18 protein-coding genes are annotated in these 16,984 nt (G+C 54.5%); 14 read left to right on the forward strand and 4 right to left on the reverse strand.

What is annotated here, in order from left to right:
• Positions 1-23: 23 nt before the first annotated feature.
• From tatA to dbpA, 6 genes are all read left to right on the forward strand, one after another.
• Positions 24-239 carry a Sec-independent protein translocase subunit TatA gene (tatA, locus tag G461_RS0101990; RefSeq protein ID WP_026957441.1) on the forward strand — a complete coding sequence of 72 codons (216 nt, stop codon included), beginning with the start codon at positions 24-26 and terminating at the stop codon, positions 237-239.
• 2 nt (positions 240-241) lie between these two features.
• The gene (gene tatB, locus G461_RS0101995) at positions 242-667 is read left to right on the forward strand and encodes a Sec-independent protein translocase protein TatB (RefSeq protein ID WP_026970566.1); all 426 of its coding nucleotides are present in this window, start codon (positions 242-244) and stop codon (positions 665-667) included.
• A complete protein-coding gene (gene tatC / locus G461_RS0102000) occupies positions 660-1,433 on the forward strand; it encodes a twin-arginine translocase subunit TatC (protein ID WP_026957442.1) in 774 nt (257 codons plus the stop codon). Before tatB ends, tatC begins: the two co-directional genes overlap by 8 nt.
• Before the next feature lie 4 nt (positions 1,434-1,437).
• Positions 1,438-2,217 carry a TatD family hydrolase gene (locus tag G461_RS0102005; RefSeq protein WP_026970567.1) on the forward strand — a complete coding sequence of 260 codons (780 nt, stop codon included), beginning with the start codon at positions 1,438-1,440 and terminating at the stop codon, positions 2,215-2,217.
• Between the two features lie 67 nt (positions 2,218-2,284).
• Positions 2,285-3,526 carry an MFS transporter gene (locus tag G461_RS0102010; protein WP_245587133.1) on the forward strand — a complete coding sequence of 414 codons (1,242 nt, stop codon included), beginning with the start codon at positions 2,285-2,287 and terminating at the stop codon, positions 3,524-3,526.
• Between the two features lie 141 nt (positions 3,527-3,667).
• Positions 3,668-5,053 (forward strand): ATP-dependent RNA helicase DbpA, encoded by a 1,386-nt coding sequence (gene dbpA / locus G461_RS0102015; protein ID WP_026970569.1) that lies wholly within the window; start codon positions 3,668-3,670, stop codon positions 5,051-5,053.
• 74 nt (positions 5,054-5,127) lie between these two features.
• On the opposite strand, the gene G461_RS0102020 is transcribed toward dbpA, so the two are convergent.
• Both G461_RS0102020 and aspA read right to left on the reverse strand, forming a co-directional pair.
• The gene (locus G461_RS0102020; RefSeq protein WP_026970570.1) at positions 5,128-6,519 is read right to left on the reverse strand and encodes a DUF4397 domain-containing protein; all 1,392 of its coding nucleotides are present in this window, start codon (positions 6,517-6,519) and stop codon (positions 5,128-5,130) included.
• Between the two features lie 223 nt (positions 6,520-6,742).
• Positions 6,743-8,176, reverse strand: coding sequence for an aspartate ammonia-lyase (gene aspA, locus G461_RS0102025; protein ID WP_084428932.1), 1,434 nt, complete (start codon positions 8,174-8,176; stop codon positions 6,743-6,745).
• Positions 8,177-8,562: 386 nt separating this feature from the next.
• Here aspA and G461_RS0102030 point away from each other — a divergent pair, with 386 nt between their 5' ends.
• Positions 8,563-9,000, forward strand: coding sequence for a CreA family protein (locus G461_RS0102030; RefSeq protein WP_084428966.1), 438 nt, complete (start codon positions 8,563-8,565; stop codon positions 8,998-9,000).
• Here G461_RS0102030 and G461_RS0102035 read toward each other — a convergent pair.
• Positions 8,997-9,941 (reverse strand): GlxA family transcriptional regulator, encoded by a 945-nt coding sequence (locus G461_RS0102035; protein ID WP_051333295.1) that lies wholly within the window; start codon positions 9,939-9,941, stop codon positions 8,997-8,999. The genes G461_RS0102030 and G461_RS0102035 overlap by 4 nt on opposite strands.
• 105 nt (positions 9,942-10,046) lie before the next feature.
• Between G461_RS0102035 and G461_RS0102040 the strand changes: the two genes are divergently transcribed.
• Positions 10,047-10,568 (forward strand): cysteine hydrolase family protein, encoded by a 522-nt coding sequence (locus G461_RS0102040; RefSeq protein ID WP_026970574.1) that lies wholly within the window; start codon positions 10,047-10,049, stop codon positions 10,566-10,568.
• Here the strand turns inward: G461_RS0102040 and G461_RS25325 are convergent.
• Positions 10,565-11,425 carry a helix-turn-helix domain-containing protein gene (locus G461_RS25325; protein WP_026970575.1) on the reverse strand — a complete coding sequence of 287 codons (861 nt, stop codon included), beginning with the start codon at positions 11,423-11,425 and terminating at the stop codon, positions 10,565-10,567. The two genes, G461_RS0102040 and G461_RS25325, sit on opposite strands and share 4 nt — an antisense overlap.
• 151 nt (positions 11,426-11,576) lie before the next feature.
• Here G461_RS25325 and G461_RS23015 point away from each other — a divergent pair, with 151 nt between their 5' ends.
• The 6 genes from G461_RS23015 (at position 11,577) to G461_RS0102075 (ending at position 16,957) form a co-directional block, all read left to right on the forward strand.
• Complete coding sequence (locus G461_RS23015; protein ID WP_051333296.1) at positions 11,577-12,479, forward strand: DMT family transporter; 903 nt, start codon at positions 11,577-11,579, stop codon at positions 12,477-12,479.
• Positions 12,480-12,564: 85 nt separating this feature from the next.
• On the forward strand, positions 12,565-13,554 hold the full coding sequence (locus tag G461_RS0102055; RefSeq protein WP_026970576.1) for a DUF2860 domain-containing protein: 990 nt from the start codon (positions 12,565-12,567) through the stop codon (positions 13,552-13,554).
• Between the two features lie 172 nt (positions 13,555-13,726).
• Positions 13,727-14,602, forward strand: a complete 876-nt coding sequence (locus G461_RS0102060; protein WP_026970577.1) for an alpha/beta hydrolase — start codon at positions 13,727-13,729, stop codon at positions 14,600-14,602.
• Positions 14,603-14,611: 9 nt separating this feature from the next.
• Entirely contained in the window at positions 14,612-15,448 is an 837-nt protein-coding gene (locus tag G461_RS0102065; RefSeq protein WP_026970578.1) for an SDR family oxidoreductase, read from the forward strand.
• An 86-nt stretch (positions 15,449-15,534) separates the two neighbouring features.
• A complete protein-coding gene (locus G461_RS0102070) occupies positions 15,535-16,017 on the forward strand; it encodes an SRPBCC domain-containing protein (protein ID WP_084428936.1) in 483 nt (160 codons plus the stop codon).
• Between the two features lie 31 nt (positions 16,018-16,048).
• A complete protein-coding gene (locus tag G461_RS0102075) occupies positions 16,049-16,957 on the forward strand; it encodes a helix-turn-helix domain-containing protein (RefSeq protein ID WP_026970580.1) in 909 nt (302 codons plus the stop codon).
• Positions 16,958-16,984: the final 27 nt, after the last annotated feature.

Raw genomic sequence — 16,984 nt, forward strand, 5'->3', positions numbered from 1 at the left:
AGAAAGAGTCAAAAGGAGTAGACATGGGTGGTATCAGTATTTGGCAGCTATTGATTGTAGCTGTAATCGTAGTGCTACTGTTCGGCACCAAAAAACTGCGTGGTATGGGCGGTGATTTGGGCACGGCAGTGAAAGGCTTTAAAGATGCGATGAAGGATGAGAAAGACCCTAAGCAACTCGATGAAGCCACCGCTCAGAAAAAAGAGTCTGTTGAAGAGCAAGATAAGCAGCAAGGCTAAGCATGTTTGATATTGGCTTTTGGGAGCTGATTGTCATCTCTGGCATCGGCTTGCTGATCTTAGGGCCGGAGCGTCTGCCCGGTGCGATTCGTAGCGTACTGAAAACCGTTAACGCGGTGAAAAAGAGCGTTTCCCAAGTGGGTACCGAGCTTAAACAAGAGCTGGAGATCGATGAACTGCACGCCAACCTAAAAAAGGCTGAAGAGCAGGGATTGGAAAGCCTCAACGGTGCCAATAGCGGTCTCAAAGAGAGCCTCGACGAACTGCGGGCGCGCGCCGATGAGGTAACCCGACCTTATGCGCCGCGGGCCGAGCAAGCTGACGACAGCGAAACCCCATCAACAACTAAGCAAGCAGCTGACTCCGCCAAGGCCGATAAGCCAGAAGCGGAAACCTTCCCGAATAGTGAGCACAAGCCCCATGAGTGATTCAGCCATGCCGCTCATCAGCCACCTGATTGAGCTGCGCAGCCGTTTGCTGCGCGCCGTGGTGGCGGTGTTGGTGGTGTTTTTGGCGCTGGTTTATTTTGCCAACGATATCTATACCCTGCTGGCCACGCCCATCTTGGCGGTGGTGCCGGAGGGCAGCACCATGATCGCTACCGATGTGGCATCGCCATTCTTTACCCCGATTAAGCTGACCTTAGTGACCGCCATCTTTGTGGCGATGCCCTACCTGCTGGGACAGGTGTGGGGCTTTATAGCACCCGGCCTGTATCAGCACGAACGTAAGTTGCTGGTGCCGCTGGTAATTGGCTCTGGCCTGCTGTTCTATGCCGGCGTTGCCTTTGCTTACTACGTGGTATTCCCGCTAGCCTTTGCCTTTTTCGCCTCGGTGGCGCCGGAAGGGGTGACTGTTGCCCCTGACATCGCCAGTTACCTCGATTTCGTATTAAAAATCTTCTTCGCCTTCGGTCTGGCCTTTGAGATCCCGATTGCTACCGTGCTGTTGGTGTGGACCGGCGCAACCACCGTGAAGGAGATGAAGACCAAACGCCCTTACGTGGTGGTGGGCGCCTTTGTGGTTGGGATGTTGCTTACTCCGCCGGATGTGATTTCGCAGACCCTGCTGGCGCTGCCGATGCTGGTGCTGTTTGAGTTAGGCCTGTTTGTGGCCCGCTTCTACACCCCGCGCGATGAGGCCGGCCCACAGGCTCAAGACGGCAAACAACAAGACAACGCCGAGCAAAGCTAGATTGATGTTTGATATCGCGGTTAACCTGACCAGCTCTCAGTTCGACAAAGACCGCCAGCAGGTGGTTGAAGATGCCCAAGCCGCTGGCCTAAGCGGCATGCTGCTACTGGGCTCGGATATCGACGAGAGCCAGCAAGTCGCCGAGCTGGCCACCCAGTGGCCGGGCTTTTGCTTCGCCACCGCCGGGGTGCACCCGCATGATGCTAAATCCTGTACGCCAAACGATCTGCTGGCGCTAAAGGCCCTATGGCAGCAGCCGCAAGTGGTGGCCGTGGGCGAGTGTGGCTTGGACTTTAACCGCAACTTTTCGCCTCCCGAGCAACAAGAGCTGATCTTCGATGCCCAGCTAGCGCTGGCGGCGGAGCTGCAACTCCCGGTGCTGCTGCACGAGCGCGACGCCCATCAACGTTTTATCGAGATCTACCGTCAATGGCAGGACAAGCTGGTGGGCGGGGTGCTGCACTGCTTCACCAGTGATCGAGTGGCGCTGGATACTTGCTTGGATGCGGGTCTGCATATCGGGATTACCGGCTGGGTGTGCGATGAGCGCCGTGGCCAAGAGCTGCAACAGCTAGTCAAACACATCCCTGCCGATCGACTGATGCTAGAGACTGATGCGCCTTACTTGCTGCCGCGCGACCTTAAGCCCAAGCCTAAGTCGCGGCGCAATCAACCTGCCTATATCGCCCATATCTACCAGCGAGTGGCCGAGCTGCGTGGCGAGCCGCTGGCTCAGATGAGCCAGCAGATCCAGACGAATATCTCGCAGTTATTCGGGATTTAGTCCATGCTGGGTAGCCCGCCGGGTCGCTAGCGCGACCACGGTGTTTATCTCAAGGATGGAGAGCCCCGTGAAGCCTAAGCCTGCTAGCAACATCACCAACGATCAAACCCGTTACCTTCCGGTGCTGGTGAGCGCCTGTTTCCTGCTGATGCTCTCGTTTGGCTATCGGGCCGGCTTCGGGCTGTTCTTACAGCCGATGTCTGAGGCCAATGGCTGGGGGCGGGACGTGTTCTCGCTGGCCTTGGCCATCCAAAATCTGGCCTGGGGCGCGGTGGCGGTATTGGCCGGTGGCCTGGCCGATCGCTTTGGCAACCTGAAGGTCTTGCTGGCGGGTGTGCTGTTCTATGGCGTGGGCATGCTGCTAATGGCCCATTCAGCCGAGCAGTGGCAGCTTATTTCCAGCGCCGGCTTGCTGGTGGGAGCGGGCATTGCCGGTACATCCTTTGGCATCGTATTGCCGTCGATAGCGCGTGCGGTCCCAGAGGAGAAGCGTGGCTGGGCCTTGGGCTTGGGCACCGCTGCGGGTAGCTTTGGCCAGTTCTTGCTGGTGCCGATCATGCAGCAGCTTATTGAGTTAAGTGGCTGGTTTATGGCCCTGCAGCTGTTGGGGATCTGTGCCTTGTTAATGGCGATTTTTGCCCTACCTCTTACGCCCTTTGGTGGCGCGAACAGCGCCAGCTCTCAACCGCAAGAGCTGTCGTTGGGCCTTATGGAGGTATTGCGGCGAGCGCTAACAGTGCCCTCCTACAGCCTGCTGACCATCGGCTTTTTTGTGTGTGGTTTTCATGTGGCCTTTATTACTGTGCATATGCCGGGCTATCTGGTGGACAAGGGCTTTGTTCCGCAGGTGGGGGCCTGGAGCCTGAGTATGATTGGTTTGTGTAACGTGATTGGCGCCTATTGCTCGGGGCTGCTTTCAAGCCGTCGGCCGATGGCGCGCATCCTCAGCCTTATCTATGCCGGGCGAGTGGTGGCGATCAGCCTATTCGTGTTGCTGCCGATGTCGTTAACCTCAGTATTGGTGTTTAGCGCTTGCATGGGCTTTTTGTGGCTGGCGACGGTGCCGCCGACCTCGGGCCTGGTGGCAGCGTTGTTCGGTACTCGCTATATGAGCTTTCTCTATGGCGTGGTGTTTTTCTCCCACCAACTAGGCAGTTTTAGTGGGGTGTGGCTAGGCGGTTGGCTGTATCAGCGCTTTGGCAGCTACGATGGCATTTGGTATTGCGGTATCGCTCTTGGGGCGCTGGCTACCTTGCTGCATATTCCGATTAAGCAGCGTAGTCAGCAGCAACTGCTTACTGTCAGCTAGATTAGCGAGGAAGCAATTTTTTGCTGATTGTTGAAAAAGCAGGCGACGAGGCTCGCGCAAAAGTCTATACTCTGCGCCCTTTGACCGCTGGCGTTAATCGCTGGGGGTATCGATTAACCGGGTAATCTTTCAGGAGCTGTCGTGAGCGAGCATTCTTTTTCCCAACTTCCTTTATCTACGGCACTGCTGGAGAACCTGACATCGCTGGATTATCAGCAGATGACGCCGATTCAGGCGCAAAGCCTGCCGGCTATCTTGGCGGGCAAAGATGTGATTGCTCAAGCCAAGACCGGCTCGGGTAAAACAGCGGCGTTCTCGCTAGGGATCTTGCATCACCTCAATGTGAAGCGTTTTCGGGTACAGGCCTTGGTGCTGTGTCCTACCCGTGAGCTGGCCGATCAGGTTGCGGTAGAAATCCGCCGCTTGGCGCGCTTTATCCATAACATCAAGGTATTGAGCCTGTGTGGCGGTACCCCGATTGGCCCGCAGATCGGCTCGCTGGAGCATGGCGCACATATTATCGTCGGTACGCCGGGGCGGGTGGATGACCATATCCGCAAGCAGCGTTTGGACTTGAGCGAACTTAAGTTACTGGTGCTAGACGAAGCCGATCGAATGCTGGAGATGGGCTTTAAAGAAGAGCTCGATAGCGTGGTTGAAGCCAGCCCGGCCGAGCGTCAAACCCTGCTGTTCAGCGCCACCTTCCCCAGCCAGATCCAGTGGATTGCCTCTAGCGTGCTGCGCGAGCCGGAGCACATTAAGGTGGAGTCGACCCACAACCAGCAGGCAATCAAACAGCATTTCTACCATGTCGCCCTCGCTGACCGGGTGGACGCGCTGCGTCGGGTGCTGCTGGAGCAACAGCCGCAGGCCGCCGTGGTGTTCTGTAACACCAAACAGCAGGTGCAGGAAGTAGCCTCCGAGTTGGCGGTGCATGGCTTTAGCGCGCTGGCGCTGCATGGCGACCTGGAACAGAAGGCCCGTGATCAGGCCTTAGTGCGCTTTGCCAACCACAGTGTGTCGATTTTGGTAGCCACCGATGTGGCCGCGCGCGGTTTGGATATCCAGGCCCTGGACTTGGTGGTGAACTTCCAAGTGGCCCATGACACTGAGGTGCATATTCACCGGATTGGCCGTACTGGCCGCGCCGGGAGTGAAGGTCTGGCGTGTACTTTCTTCGATGATAAAGACGACTACAAGATGGCGCTGCTCGGCGATTACTTGGGCTACGACCTGCCAACCACCGCCTTGCCTGATGCAGCCATTCTTAACCAACAGCCGCAGCCAGCACCGATGATGACCCTGCAGATCGATGGCGGTAAACGCCAGAAGCTGCGTCCGGGCGATATCTTGGGCGCGTTAACCGGCGAGCAGGGCATTGCTGGCGATCAGGTAGGTAAGATTAAAGTGATGGCCAACACCGCGTTTGTGGCAGTGACCCGTAAAGCCTTTAAGCCCGCGCTTAAGCGGCTGGAAAGCGGCACCATGAAAGGGCGTAAGTTCCGGGTGCGGGTGCTGCGCGGTTAGCAGCGCATTGACCTAAACGCATTGACTCAAAAAGGGAGGCTGAGCCTCCCTTTTTGCTGTATCACCCTAGGTGATTAGTCGTCGATGCTAATTGCGCTAACACCGGTTGCGCTCATTGGGTCGTCCAGCGCGATAATGGTGGTCAGGGTGTTGCCCGCAAACGGGAACTCCACTGGGCCAATTGCAATCACGGTGTCATCGCCTGCAGGGGTTACCATCACATAGCGAGCTCCCGGAGTAATTGACAGCACGGTGCTATCGCCTTTGTAAGCCACACCTTCGAGGATGATATCGTCCATGCTTGGGGTGGCGTCTTCGCTGATATAGATATCGACATTACCGGCCAGTGTTGAGGCGTGGATTGCACGCACCTTGGCTTCGGTGGCGACGCGGCGAGTGTTAGCGTCCACGACCACGTAGGTTTCATCGTTATCCAGCATATCACCAAGGTTGCCAATCGCGATGGCGCTGTAGCTGGTGTTTGCATCGAGCATCACGTCGCTAAGGCCTAGGGCGTCGACTACCACTACTGGGTCGCTGCCGTTTACGCCAACCGCAAAGTCGTAGCTCATGCCGACATCAAGGGCGAGGTAATCGGTAAACTCTTTGTACATCAGGTTAAATAGCGGGCTGCTGGCATCTGGCGCGGTGCCGTTTACCCAGATATCGACTCCCGGTGCATCAGAGATGGTGTGAACCACTCGTAAGTTGGCAGTGCTATCAGCGCTTTGTACCACTAGCGATGCTGCGCCTGTATCTACCACCAAGCTCACCGGTGAGCCGCCAGCATCGGTATTGGTAACCGCTGCTGCTACCCAGTCTCCGCCTGCAGGTACGCTAACGGTGCCGGAGTCGAAGTAGACAATGCTGCTATCGCTCATATCGGTAATGCGGATTTGATAATCGCCAGCCGGGACTTCGACGGCATCGCTGTACATGGTGTAGGCCAAGTCATCAGCAAAGGGCATCTCTCCGCTTAGGTCGGCACCCGGTGCGGTGATAAACACATCGACGGTGGGCGCGTCAGGGGAGGCGTGGATGGCTTGAACTCGCGCGCCTTCTGGCATCAGGTAATCTCGAGCCACGATCTGCGGACCGAACTCGGTGTCGTTGCCGCTGCCAATCTCAGCCGCGCGGCCCATGGCGAGCACGTTGTATTCCATGTTCTCGGCAAGGTCTAGCGTGGTTTCAGGCAGTACTGTCAGCGTAGAATCATCAGCTAAAATGGCATCAATCTGTACAGTGTGGCTACCAGCAGCCACTCTGATTTGCCCTGAACTGGCTTGGTAGTCAACGCCTTCTAGAGCGGGACTACCATCTAGCCAAACGTTTACAGCTGGGGCGTCCGGTGAGGCGTGAAAGATTCGCAATACGGCTTCTGCGGCTACGTGATCATCGTCGTCACTGCATGCGGCAATCGTGAGTGTTGCGAGGGCTGCCAGCCCTACAGGGGCAAAACGGTTCATAGGTTCGTCCTTTATGTGTTGTTGACAGCGATTCAACGGCGGCTACCGAGTGGACGATCAGTAATTCAAGCCTGTATGCGTGGAAGTTTGAGTTAGTTAGAAGTTTTAGGAAAAGCTGAAATTGCTCGCGATCTAAGTGGATGGCTAGCGCGTTTGACTAAGGTTTTGCTAATACAAAAAAGCCAGCGCTAGGCGCTGGCTTTTTTAGTCTCGCGGTACCGGCTTACTTGTACAGTTTTGCCATGTACTTTGGATTCTTCATGTTTTCAACAGACAGGATTTCGTCCACTTCCTGCTCGCTCAGCAGACCTAGTTCCAGGACTACTTCACGCACGTTCTTACCAGTTTCGGCACAGATCTTACCCACTTTGTCGCCGTTATGGTGACCGATGAATGGGTTCAAGAAGGTCACGATGCCGATAGAAGACATCACGTTGTTCAAGCAGATCTCTGGGTTAGCAGTGATGCCAACCACACACTTGTCTTTCAGTGCCACACAGGCTTTTTCCAGCAGGTGGATAGACTCGAACAGAGACTGAGCCAGTACTGGCTCCATCACGTTCAGCTGCAGCTGACCGGCTTCAGCGGCCATCACGATGGTGGTGTCGTTACCCACAACCTTGAAGCACACTTGGTTTACCACTTCTGGGATTACTGGGTTAACCTTGGCTGGCATGATAGAAGAACCCGCTTGCAGTTCAGGCAGGTTGATCTCTTTAAGGCCAGCGCGTGGGCCAGAGCTTAGCAGACGCAGGTCGTTACAGATCTTAGACAGCTTCACTGCGCAACGCTTGAGCGCGCCAGACAGCATTACGTAAGCGCCACAGTCTGAGGTCGCTTCTACCAGATCTTCGGCAGGCTTGAAGCCCCAACCAGTGATTTCAGCCAGCTTAGCGATAGCCATCTTCGAGTAGGCTTCGTGGGTGTTCAGGCCGGTACCGATAGCGGTTGCGCCCAGGTTTACTTCCAGCAGCAGCTCTTGAATCAGTTTGATGCTTTTTAGCTCTTCGCGCAGGGTCACGGCGAAGGCGTGGAATTCTTGACCCAAGGTCATTGGCACTGCGTCTTGAAGCTGGGTGCGGCCCATCTTCAGTACGTCTTGGAATTCTTGTGCTTTTACTTCCATGGCATCAGCAAGGCTTTCTACTTGTGCCAGCAGCTGGTTGGTGTAGTAGTAAGATGCAGCACGGAAGCCAGTTGGGTAGGCGTCGTTGGTCGATTGGCTCTTGTTTACGTGATCATTAGGGTTAATGACGTCGTAATTGCCCTTTTCTTCGCCGATCAGTTCCAATGCAAGGTTAGCGATAACCTCGTTGGTGTTCATATTTACCGAAGTACCTGCACCGCCTTGGAATACGTCCACGGGGAACTGATCCAGGCATACACGTTCTTCTAGAATCTTGTCACAAGCTTTAACAATGGCGTCAGCAACTTCCTGTTTAATGGTTCCAATCTCTCCGTTCGCCAGTGCTGCCGCTTTCTTTACCATCACCATACCCATGATGAACTCAGGGTAGTCACTGATGGTTTGAGTACTGATGTCGAAGTTGTTTACGGCACGTTGAGTATGTACGCCGTAGTAAGCACCAGCTGGGATCTGTAGTTCACCTAGCAGGTCTTCTTCAGTACGAAATGCGGTTGAGGTCTCGTTGGTCACGATGTTTCCCCTAAAAGAGAGTTGTTATAGGTCAAGGTAGGCCTTGATGTTCAGTTGCGTTGCTTGAGCTTGTCGAACAAGCTTTGTTCAACGACACTGGGATTGTCGAGAAATCAGGGGTGGTTTACCAGTAAGATTATATATGTTTTTGATATCGATCCCGATGTGGGAATAATTAATGGTTATATAAACCGTATTTGTATGATTTTTTAGGGATAATATCTGGCCAAGATTAGTTAATTTAGTGTTTTCTATTACTTTTGCTAATGATGTTTTATTGATGTCCCTTCCGGGTAGTTAATGTATAAAACAGTTATCGCAACCAGAACCCGTGGAAAAAGGATGAAATCGTGAAGGCTGTAGTGCTCAGTGTGTGTATATCGTTGATGTTAGCGGGGTGTGGCAGGAAGGAGGAAGTTGCCAGCGTGTCGCTGGGCTTGCTTACCACCAAGGACATCAAGGTAGAGGTGATGCAGGACCCGCAAGTGCCAGGGGTTACCTGTCATATCTCGAACATCGTTGCCGATCTGGATTGGTCCGATCCGTCTGATATGAGCATCGCTTGTCGTCAAACCGGCGAGATCACCCCACAGATGCTGGCGTCTATCGACCGCTCCGACTCTGGTGAGGTGGTGTTCAAGAAGTCAAAGAGCATACTATTTAAGAGTTTAAAGATACGCCGTATCTACGACCCACAATCGCAAACCCTCATGTATCTGTCGTACTCCACCAAGGAGATCAACGGTAGCTACAAGCATGCCCTGTCGACGGTGCCGCTATGGGGAACGGCGGCTTATCAGCCTGAGCTTGCCAACTCGCCCTAGGCAAAGCGTCGGCGAAACGCCGCTGGGCTCAGGCCCATCACCCGGATAAAGGTTTTTCTAAACGCCCCATGATCGTGATAGCCCACGGCTAGGGCGATCTGCTCGCTAGATTGGGTGGTGCTTTCTAATAACTCACAGGCCTGCTGTACCCGCAGTCGTTGTAGGTATTGCTGAGGGCTGAAGCCGGTGGCTTTGCTAAAGCGGCGCAGCAGGTTGCGTTGGCTCATACAGGCCTGTTCGGCAAAGTGCTGCACGCTCAGTGCTTGGGCAAGCTGGTCACTAAGTTGCTGCTGTATCACCAAGATGGGCTGATCGCCATGCTGCAGGTTAGGGCGGAACTGCTGGTAGTAACGCTGCTCACGTGGGCTGGTATCCACTACCAGCATCTTTCCCACCGCCCGCATGGCTTGAGCACTGGCGGTTTGGCCAATCAGCTCGAGTGCCAAGTCGACCCAGGCCATCATCCCGCCTGCCGTGACGATATCGCCATGGTTGATAAGCAAACGCTCCGGGCGAAGAGAAAGTGTCGGGTAGTGTTGCTTGAATAGCTCCGCCAAGCCCCAGTGGGTGGTGCAGCTGCGCCCGTTTAGCAGGCCAGCTGCCGCTAAGATAAAGCTCCCGGCACAGGCGGACGCCAGAACAGCGCCTTGCTGGTGCTGCTGTTGTAGCCAAGTCAGCAAGCTGTTATCTGGTTTGAGATAGTAATCTTGCTGCAGGCTGGGTGGCAGTATCACTAGGTCGCTTGGGGAAGGCGAGAGTTGGGTGCAATCGCATACCACTGGGGTAAAGCTGTGCTGGAGCGCGAGCTCGCCACATGCGCGGTTAGCCAGCTGAAAGGCCTCTTGCAAGCCAAATACCGCCGATTGCAAGGCTTGGGGGTAATGCACGATCACAACTTGAGTGTTAGATATCTCGCTATCCCCGCTAACATCACTGCACATAAGTAGCTTGTCCGATTCAAACTAGTAGTTGTCATTTTAGCCACTCGATGGGGCGCTGAATAGTGGCGATACTTAACTGGTCGCAAACACAACCGAGGCAAGCACATGGCTAAGCAAGCACTGTTAATTATCGATCTACAGAATGACTACTTTCCCGGCGGCCTGTATCCGCTGTGGAATACAGAGCAAACCTTAAGCAATATCAAAAGCGCTATCGAGCTGGCCCAGCAAAACGATGTGCCGGTAATCCATATCCAACATATCGCCGATCCGGCACTCGGCTTGGCACCATTCTTTAACGAAGACACCGAGGGCGCAGCCATCCACCCGGAAATCCTGAGCGCCGCGCCCGATGCCGAGGTGGTGATCAAGCGCTTTGCCGATAGCTTCGAGCAAACCAGGCTGGAAGCGGTGTTAAGCGAGCTGCAGGTGGAGGAGCTACTGGTGTGCGGGATGATGACGCAAAACTGTGTCACCCATACCGCTATCTCTAAGGCGGCGGAGAAGTATCAGGTGAGTATCTTGGCTGACTGTTGTACCACGGTGGATGAGATGCTGCACCTGATTGCACTCAACGCGGTTGCGCCGCGTGGCTTGCTGTCGACCTACCAGCAAGCGCTCGCCTAGTTGCGAAGGCTTTTTTGATAAGCGCTGGGGCTTAGCCCCAGTTGCTGCTGAAAGCGGCGGCTAAAATGGGCTTGGCTGGAGAAGCCACACTCCATGGCAACCTGCAGGGCACTGAAGCCAGCGGCCAGTAGTTGGCGGGCTTGGCTGAGTCGCAGCTCCAATTGATAATCGGCTGGAGAGCAGCCGAGGCTTTGCTTAAACATGCGCTGGAAATGGAACTCGCTGAGCCCGCACTGTTGGGCGAGTTCGCCCAGCACAATCTTATCGGCCCAGTGGCTATGCAGGTAATCCAGCGCAATCCGCTTCTCACGGCTACCAAGGCCCCCTTGAAATTGCGCCTTGGCGGGTAGCGCCTCGTCGAGCAGGGCGGCAAATACCTGGTTACTCGCCTGTTCAAAACTCAGCGGGTCGTCATCCAGTGGAGTAGTAAACAGCTCGAGGCAGCGCTGATTGAGTGCGGGGCTGCGATGAAAAGTCAGCTCCGGCATTACCACTTGGCGCGGGTCGATATCCAGCTCGCGCTGGGCGTAGCGCTTGATGGTTTGCTCGCGAAAATACAGGTGGGCAAATTGAAACGGTGCCGAGATCTCCCAGCTGGAGCACTGCCCTTGCGGCAGCAGGCACACCACGCCACTGCTACCATGCTGCTTGGGCTGGCGATAACCTGCATCGACCCGGCGGCTGCCTTCTCCGCCCCTTAGATAAAAGGCGAGGGTGTGCACACTGTCTTTTTGATAGTGCACCCGGTCGCTATCGTTACTCCAAAATGCCACGCGTAGCGACTGGTTGATTCGTCGCTCGGCCCTGAGCTTGGCATTAGAGCGCGATAAAGTCTCAAACACGCTTTGCTGCTTCATGCTTCAACCCTAACTGCGTCGGTCGGTGCTGGCAAGCCACAGACCTTTTGGCCCCTTAACTAAGCGCAAGATTGTGCAAATCCTGATGAGCAAGCTGGCGCACAATACTGGTTCGTTGTTGGAATGCATGCTGTTTGCTAAGGAAGCGGCAATGAATCTGTTTTTGTATCTCAGTACTGTGCTGATCTGGGGTAGCACCTGGTTGGCTATCTATTTTCAACTGGGTGAAGCGCCCGTGGTGGTGTCGGTGGCCTATCGCTTTATCTTGGCTGCGCTGCTGTTTTGGCCGCTATTAAAGCTGACCGGACGCCTGCAACCCTTGAGCAAGCGCGACCAAGGCTTTGTGGTGCTCCAAGGCATGTGCTTGTTTTCGCTTAACTTTATCTGTTTTTACAATGCAACCTTGTACATTCCCAGTGGGCTGGTGTCGGTGATCTTCTCTCTGGCTACCTTGTACAATGCGCTGGGCAATCGGCTGTTTTATCACGAGAAATTGGACGTGCGGGTGCTGGTGGCGGGGTTGGTGGGGCTGGTAGGGCTGCTGGTGCTGTTCCTGCCAGAATTGCGGCAAACCCAATCAGAGCATGTGGTAAAAGGGGTTGCGTTGGCGGCTTTGGGCACACTGTTCTTCTCTCTGGGCAATATGATCTCGAAGCGCAATAGCTTGCAGGGGCTCTCGCCGCTGACCACCAATGCTTATGGGATGGGCTATGGCTCGCTGCTGTTGTGCTTGATCCTACTGATAACCGGCCAAGCGCCGGTGCTGCCCAGCTCGCCCACTTACTGGGGAGCCTTGGTTTATCTAAGCGTATTTGGGTCGATCTTCGCGTTTACTGCCTACTTGATGCTGGTGGCGCGGATTGGGGCAACCCGAGCGGCCTACGCCACAGTGTTGTTTCCGCTGGTGGCGCTGAGTTTGTCGGCGCTGTTTGAGGGCTACCAGTGGTCGCTGTGGTCACTGCTGGGGATGCTGCTGGTGATTGCTGGCAACTTGATTATCAACGGTCAGCTGCGTTTTCCCACTACACGCTCGCTGGTACGACAGGCCAACTGAAGGTCATTATTCATCAAACTGCCATGGTTCGCTCACCAGTGCTGCTAATCTTTAACAGTTAAAGTAGTTTTCAATGGAGTGAAGGATGAAGTATCTAGGGATGGTGCTGAGCGTGGCTGTGAGCGGGGCAATGGTGAGTGAGAGCTCGCAGGCGGCCTTGGCCGAGCACGGCTTCGATGGCGAGTTGTCTGTGTTAGCCGGTTATAGCTCGCAGGAGAGTAACTTTAATACCGACAACGCGGTCAAAAACGGTGAGCTGAATAGCCGCGGTGAATCAGACAGCAGTATTGTGGTTTTTCCGCTGGGGCAGCTGCGCTACACCTTCGGTCAAGGGGCCAAGAGCCAGCTGTTTCTAGGTACCGCGCGGGAAGATGTAATCACCGGCTTGGTGGCGCTGGAAGCAGGCTATAAGCGAGAGGTTGGCCCAAACTCCAGCATCGCGCTGTCTTATCTTCCTACCGTGGTCAACGATGAAACTTGGGAAGATCCATTTGTGTTGAATGCGGCCCGTAAGGAGACTGACGCCTCAGGCAATGCGGTGCGGTTGCAGTATGACAATATTCTGGGCAGCCAGCTCAATCTGGACCTTGCGTGGTTTGAGCAAGAGGTGGATAAAGAACGCTCTGGGGCTGCCCTTGCCGCGGATGATATGGACGCGCTGCGTCGCGATGGCGATGGTTGGTACTCCCGGTTAAGCTACCGCTTGCCTGTGGGGCAGGGAGCAATACTCGCACCTGCATTACGTTATCAAGTCTTCGATGCTGACGGTGATGCCATGAGCTACACGCGCTGGCAGGCTGACGCCACCTATGTCCGCTTTATCGGGCGCCATCGCTACTCACTGTCGGCTGAGTACAGCAACTACGACTTCGATGCCAGCCACCCGGTGTTTAATCGTACCCGCGAAGATGACCAGTGGGGCCTAACCATGGGTTACGAGTACGCCGATATCTTTGGTTGGCAGGACTGGGCCTTCACCGGGATCATCTCATTCAGTGAGCGCGACTCTAACATCAACTTCTACGACGAAACCGAGCGTTTTATTGTCTCGGCAGGTGTCACCTACCACTTCTAACACGTCGCTCCTTGTAAAGGCATAACCAATGGGTTGTGCCTGCCCTCCCATCTAAGTCAGTTTTAAGGATGTATACATCTTTCCTGAAGATGTATACGTCGATTTAGTCAGCGCTTCGTAGACTGAGCGGGTTGTTGCTTAACCCGACTTCGCCTGAAAAAAGGAGACTACGATGCTGACTAAATACGTGACCAATATGATGACCCTCGGCGGTCAAGCGCCGGTGTTCGAAAGCCCGGACGCATATGGCTTGGACTATCAGGATGTCACCTTCACCACCTCCGACGGTGTGAGTTTATCGGGCTGGTTGATTCACGGCGGCAGCGATAGGGTGATTATCCAATCTCACTTTGGTGTGCAGTGCAGCCGCGCTGGCTATACCCCGCAAGGCAAGGGCTTCCCCAAGCTATACAAGCAAAACATCTCGTTTTTGCGTCAAGCCAAGTCGCTGGTCGAGCAAGGCTACTCGCTACTGATGTATGACCTGCGCAACCACGGCAACAGTGGAGAAGGCACCAGTCCTTATATAGCGTGGGGCTGTGAAGAAGCGAAGGATGTGGTTGCGGCGGTGGACTTTATCAGCCAACACCCCGACTACCAGGGTGCAGATATCGGCCTGCTCAGTATCTGTATGGGCACCAGCGCCACGGCCTTCGCCTATGGATTGCCCGGTGGCCTGCAGAGCTACTCAAACATTAAAGCGCTGATCTCGGTGCAGCCACTGCGCTACCTCGATTACATGAAGGCGATGGGTATGCCCGATTTTCTGACTCGTCGAGTGAACGCCTACAACATCAAACGCGGCGGTGCCGACTTGTCGGACTCCTTTTTTGAATACGTGCCCAATATCCACGTACCGACCTTAGTGATTCAAAACTCCAATGACCCGTGGACCAATATGGATTCGGTACGCGAGTACTACCAACTAATCGGCGGGGAAAAAGAAATGCTGTGGCTGGATCTGGCCAAGAACCGAGCCGCTGCCTACGACTGGCTGGGTACCTCTCCCCAAAAACTCAGTGAATTTTTCAATAAATACATGAAGTAAGGAATGACTATGACAAATAAAACCGTACTTATCACCGGTTGCAGTTCAGGCTTTGGCCGCTTGGCGGTGCGCACCTTTCAGCAAGTTGGTTGGAATGTGATTGCCACCATGCGCTCGCCGGAGAAAGAGAGCGAACTAACCAAGTTTGAGAATGTGTTGGTGACAGCGTTGGATGTGACCAAACCCGACAGCATTGCGCAGGCCATTGACCAGGGTTTTGTACGCTTTGGCGCTATCGATGTACTGGTGAACAATGCCGGTTATGGCGGTCATGCGCTGTTTGAACAGTTTGAAGAAGCGCAAATCGACGCGATGTTCAACACCAATGTGTATGGTCCTATGCGCCTTACCAAGGCGCTGCTGCCGCATTTTCGTCAGCAAGGCGGTGGACGAATCATCAATGTGACATCGATGGCCGGGGAGATAGGTTTGCCCTTTGCCACCACCTACTCAGCCAGCAAGTTTGCGGTGCAGGGGTGGTCTGAAGGTCTGGCGATTGAGTTGGCGCCCTTCAATATCAAGGTGAACACCATCGCTCCCGGTGCATTTGGCACTAACTTTAACGCAGCTACCGACAATGCCTTTAGCGCCGGTGATCAGCAAGTGCAAGACCAAGCACAAGCCATGGCGGCGCATATCGGTGGGTTAGCAGAACAGATGCTCCGTTACGGTGGTGAGGACGCTGACCCTCAGCAGGTGGCCGATCTGATCTATCGCTGTGCTACCGAAGATATGCCCATCCACAACGCGGTGGGTGCCGATGCGCAGATGCTGTTGGAGATGAAGCTGGGACAGCCACGCGATGAGTTCCTGCAGAATATGCAGCAGATGTTACTGCCGCAATAAGCGGCGAGGCCAATAGTCTAACGGGCTGGTGGTATATCCCAGCCCTTCATCAACTCATTTTTACTCACCCAATAACGAGGGCGCGAATGCGTAAACGAGTTATGGCGACATTTTTAGTAGCAGCCGCATCACTAAGCTCGATGCTCGGTGTTAAGTCGGTGACGGCCACGGTGGATATCCCAGCGCCACCGGAGCAGGTTTGGCAGGTATTGATGGATACCGACGCCTATTCTGAGTGGAATCCGGTGTTGGTGCCGCTGGAAGGCGAGTTGGCAGAGGGCAACACTCTGCGCTATCGCTTCCAACAAGATCAGCAGACCACGGCCGAGATGAGTGCCCGGGTGAAGCAAATCCACGCGATGCACAACCTCAATCAGGTGGGCGGTTATTGGGGCATACTCACCTTCGATCATAACTACCTGTTGGAGCCCATCGACAGTGGGACTCGCTTGACTATTTATGAGGAGTACACCGGTCTGGGAGTGCATTTTTGGGATCCAACTCCGGTGGAGCAGGCCTACCAAAGATTGGCTGAATCACTGAAGTTACGGGTGATTGCGGTAAACTGATATGTACTCACTGGTTAAATCGTCTGCTGCTATGAATGATATTGTTCGCCTCGACAGCATCGCTGAGATCCATCAAGCACTGGGTCTGCCATCACCGCGTCATCCGCTGGTATCGTTGATTCCCATCGACGAGAAAGTCACCGGCTATGACTATGGCGACCATACCTATGTGTTTGGCTTCTATCAGGTCGCTCTCAAGTCTGGTATCAAAGGCGATATCCTCTATGGCCGCAATAGCTACGACTTTCACGAAGGCACCATGGTGTTTACCAAACCAGGCCAGGCGCAGAGTTATTCAAACACCCGAGAAATGGATGGTGAGAGCGGCTGGGTGCTACTGTTCCACCCCGACCTTATCCGCCGCTCTGAGCTGGGGCGTTCGATAGAGCAATACTCCTTCTTCTCCTATGAAACCCATGAAGCGCTGCATGTCTCAGAGCCAGAAAAACGGGTGCTGGCAGAGCTGGTAAGTCAGATTGAGCAGGAGTACCAACAGAATATTGATAAGCATACCCAGAAGCTGATCGTGTCCAATATTGGCTTGTTGCTGGATTACTGTACTCGCTATTTCGAGCGGCAGTTCTATGTGCGGCGCAATCATAACCTCGATTTGGTCAGCAAGCTCGATGAGCTGCTACGCGATTACTTTGAATCCGGCAAAACCCAAGAGCTCGGCCTGCCGACAGTGAAGTATTTCAGTGAAGCAATGAATATGTCCTCTTACTACCTCAGTGATTTGCTGAAAAGCGAGACTGGCCAAACGGCGCAGCAGCATATTCAGGACTACCTGATCGAGCGGGCTCGCAATCAGCTATTGGGCAGCGATCAGCAAGTCAGCCAAATCGCCTACGACCTAGGCTTCGATTATCCCCAGCACTTCAGTAAGCTGTTCAAGAACAAAACCGGTATGAGCCCGCTGGAGTATCGCAAGCGCGCCTAAGGCTGTTGGCGTGGGAGCAATGATGTA

Source organism: Aliagarivorans marinus DSM 23064, assembly GCF_000429485.1.
In the GTDB taxonomy this organism is placed as follows: Bacteria; Pseudomonadota; Gammaproteobacteria; order Enterobacterales; family Celerinatantimonadaceae; genus Aliagarivorans; species Aliagarivorans marinus.

What these genes read in the sequence shown, in the direction of transcription:
- tatA (WP_026957441.1), top strand. Translation starts at nt 24, where the DNA reads ATGGGTGGTATCAGTATTTGGCAGCTATTGATTGTAGCTGTAATCGTA.
- tatB (WP_026970566.1), top strand. Translation starts at nt 242, where the DNA reads ATGTTTGATATTGGCTTTTGGGAGCTGATTGTCATCTCTGGCATCGGC.
- tatC (WP_026957442.1), top strand. Translation starts at nt 660, where the DNA reads ATGAGTGATTCAGCCATGCCGCTCATCAGCCACCTGATTGAGCTGCGC.
- G461_RS0102005 (WP_026970567.1), top strand. Translation starts at nt 1,438, where the DNA reads ATGTTTGATATCGCGGTTAACCTGACCAGCTCTCAGTTCGACAAAGAC.
- G461_RS0102020 (WP_026970570.1), bottom strand. Translation starts at nt 6,519, where the DNA reads ATGAACCGTTTTGCCCCTGTAGGGCTGGCAGCCCTCGCAACACTCACG.
- G461_RS0102030 (WP_084428966.1), top strand. Translation starts at nt 8,563, where the DNA reads ATGTTAGCGGGGTGTGGCAGGAAGGAGGAAGTTGCCAGCGTGTCGCTG.
- G461_RS0102035 (WP_051333295.1), bottom strand. Translation starts at nt 9,941, where the DNA reads ATGTGCAGTGATGTTAGCGGGGATAGCGAGATATCTAACACTCAAGTT.
- G461_RS0102040 (WP_026970574.1), top strand. Translation starts at nt 10,047, where the DNA reads ATGGCTAAGCAAGCACTGTTAATTATCGATCTACAGAATGACTACTTT.
- G461_RS25325 (WP_026970575.1), bottom strand. Translation starts at nt 11,425, where the DNA reads ATGAAGCAGCAAAGCGTGTTTGAGACTTTATCGCGCTCTAATGCCAAG.
- G461_RS23015 (WP_051333296.1), top strand. Translation starts at nt 11,577, where the DNA reads ATGAATCTGTTTTTGTATCTCAGTACTGTGCTGATCTGGGGTAGCACC.
- G461_RS0102055 (WP_026970576.1), top strand. Translation starts at nt 12,565, where the DNA reads ATGAAGTATCTAGGGATGGTGCTGAGCGTGGCTGTGAGCGGGGCAATG.
- G461_RS0102060 (WP_026970577.1), top strand. Translation starts at nt 13,727, where the DNA reads ATGCTGACTAAATACGTGACCAATATGATGACCCTCGGCGGTCAAGCG.
- G461_RS0102065 (WP_026970578.1), top strand. Translation starts at nt 14,612, where the DNA reads ATGACAAATAAAACCGTACTTATCACCGGTTGCAGTTCAGGCTTTGGC.
- G461_RS0102070 (WP_084428936.1), top strand. Translation starts at nt 15,535, where the DNA reads ATGCGTAAACGAGTTATGGCGACATTTTTAGTAGCAGCCGCATCACTA.
- G461_RS0102075 (WP_026970580.1), top strand. Translation starts at nt 16,049, where the DNA reads ATGAATGATATTGTTCGCCTCGACAGCATCGCTGAGATCCATCAAGCA.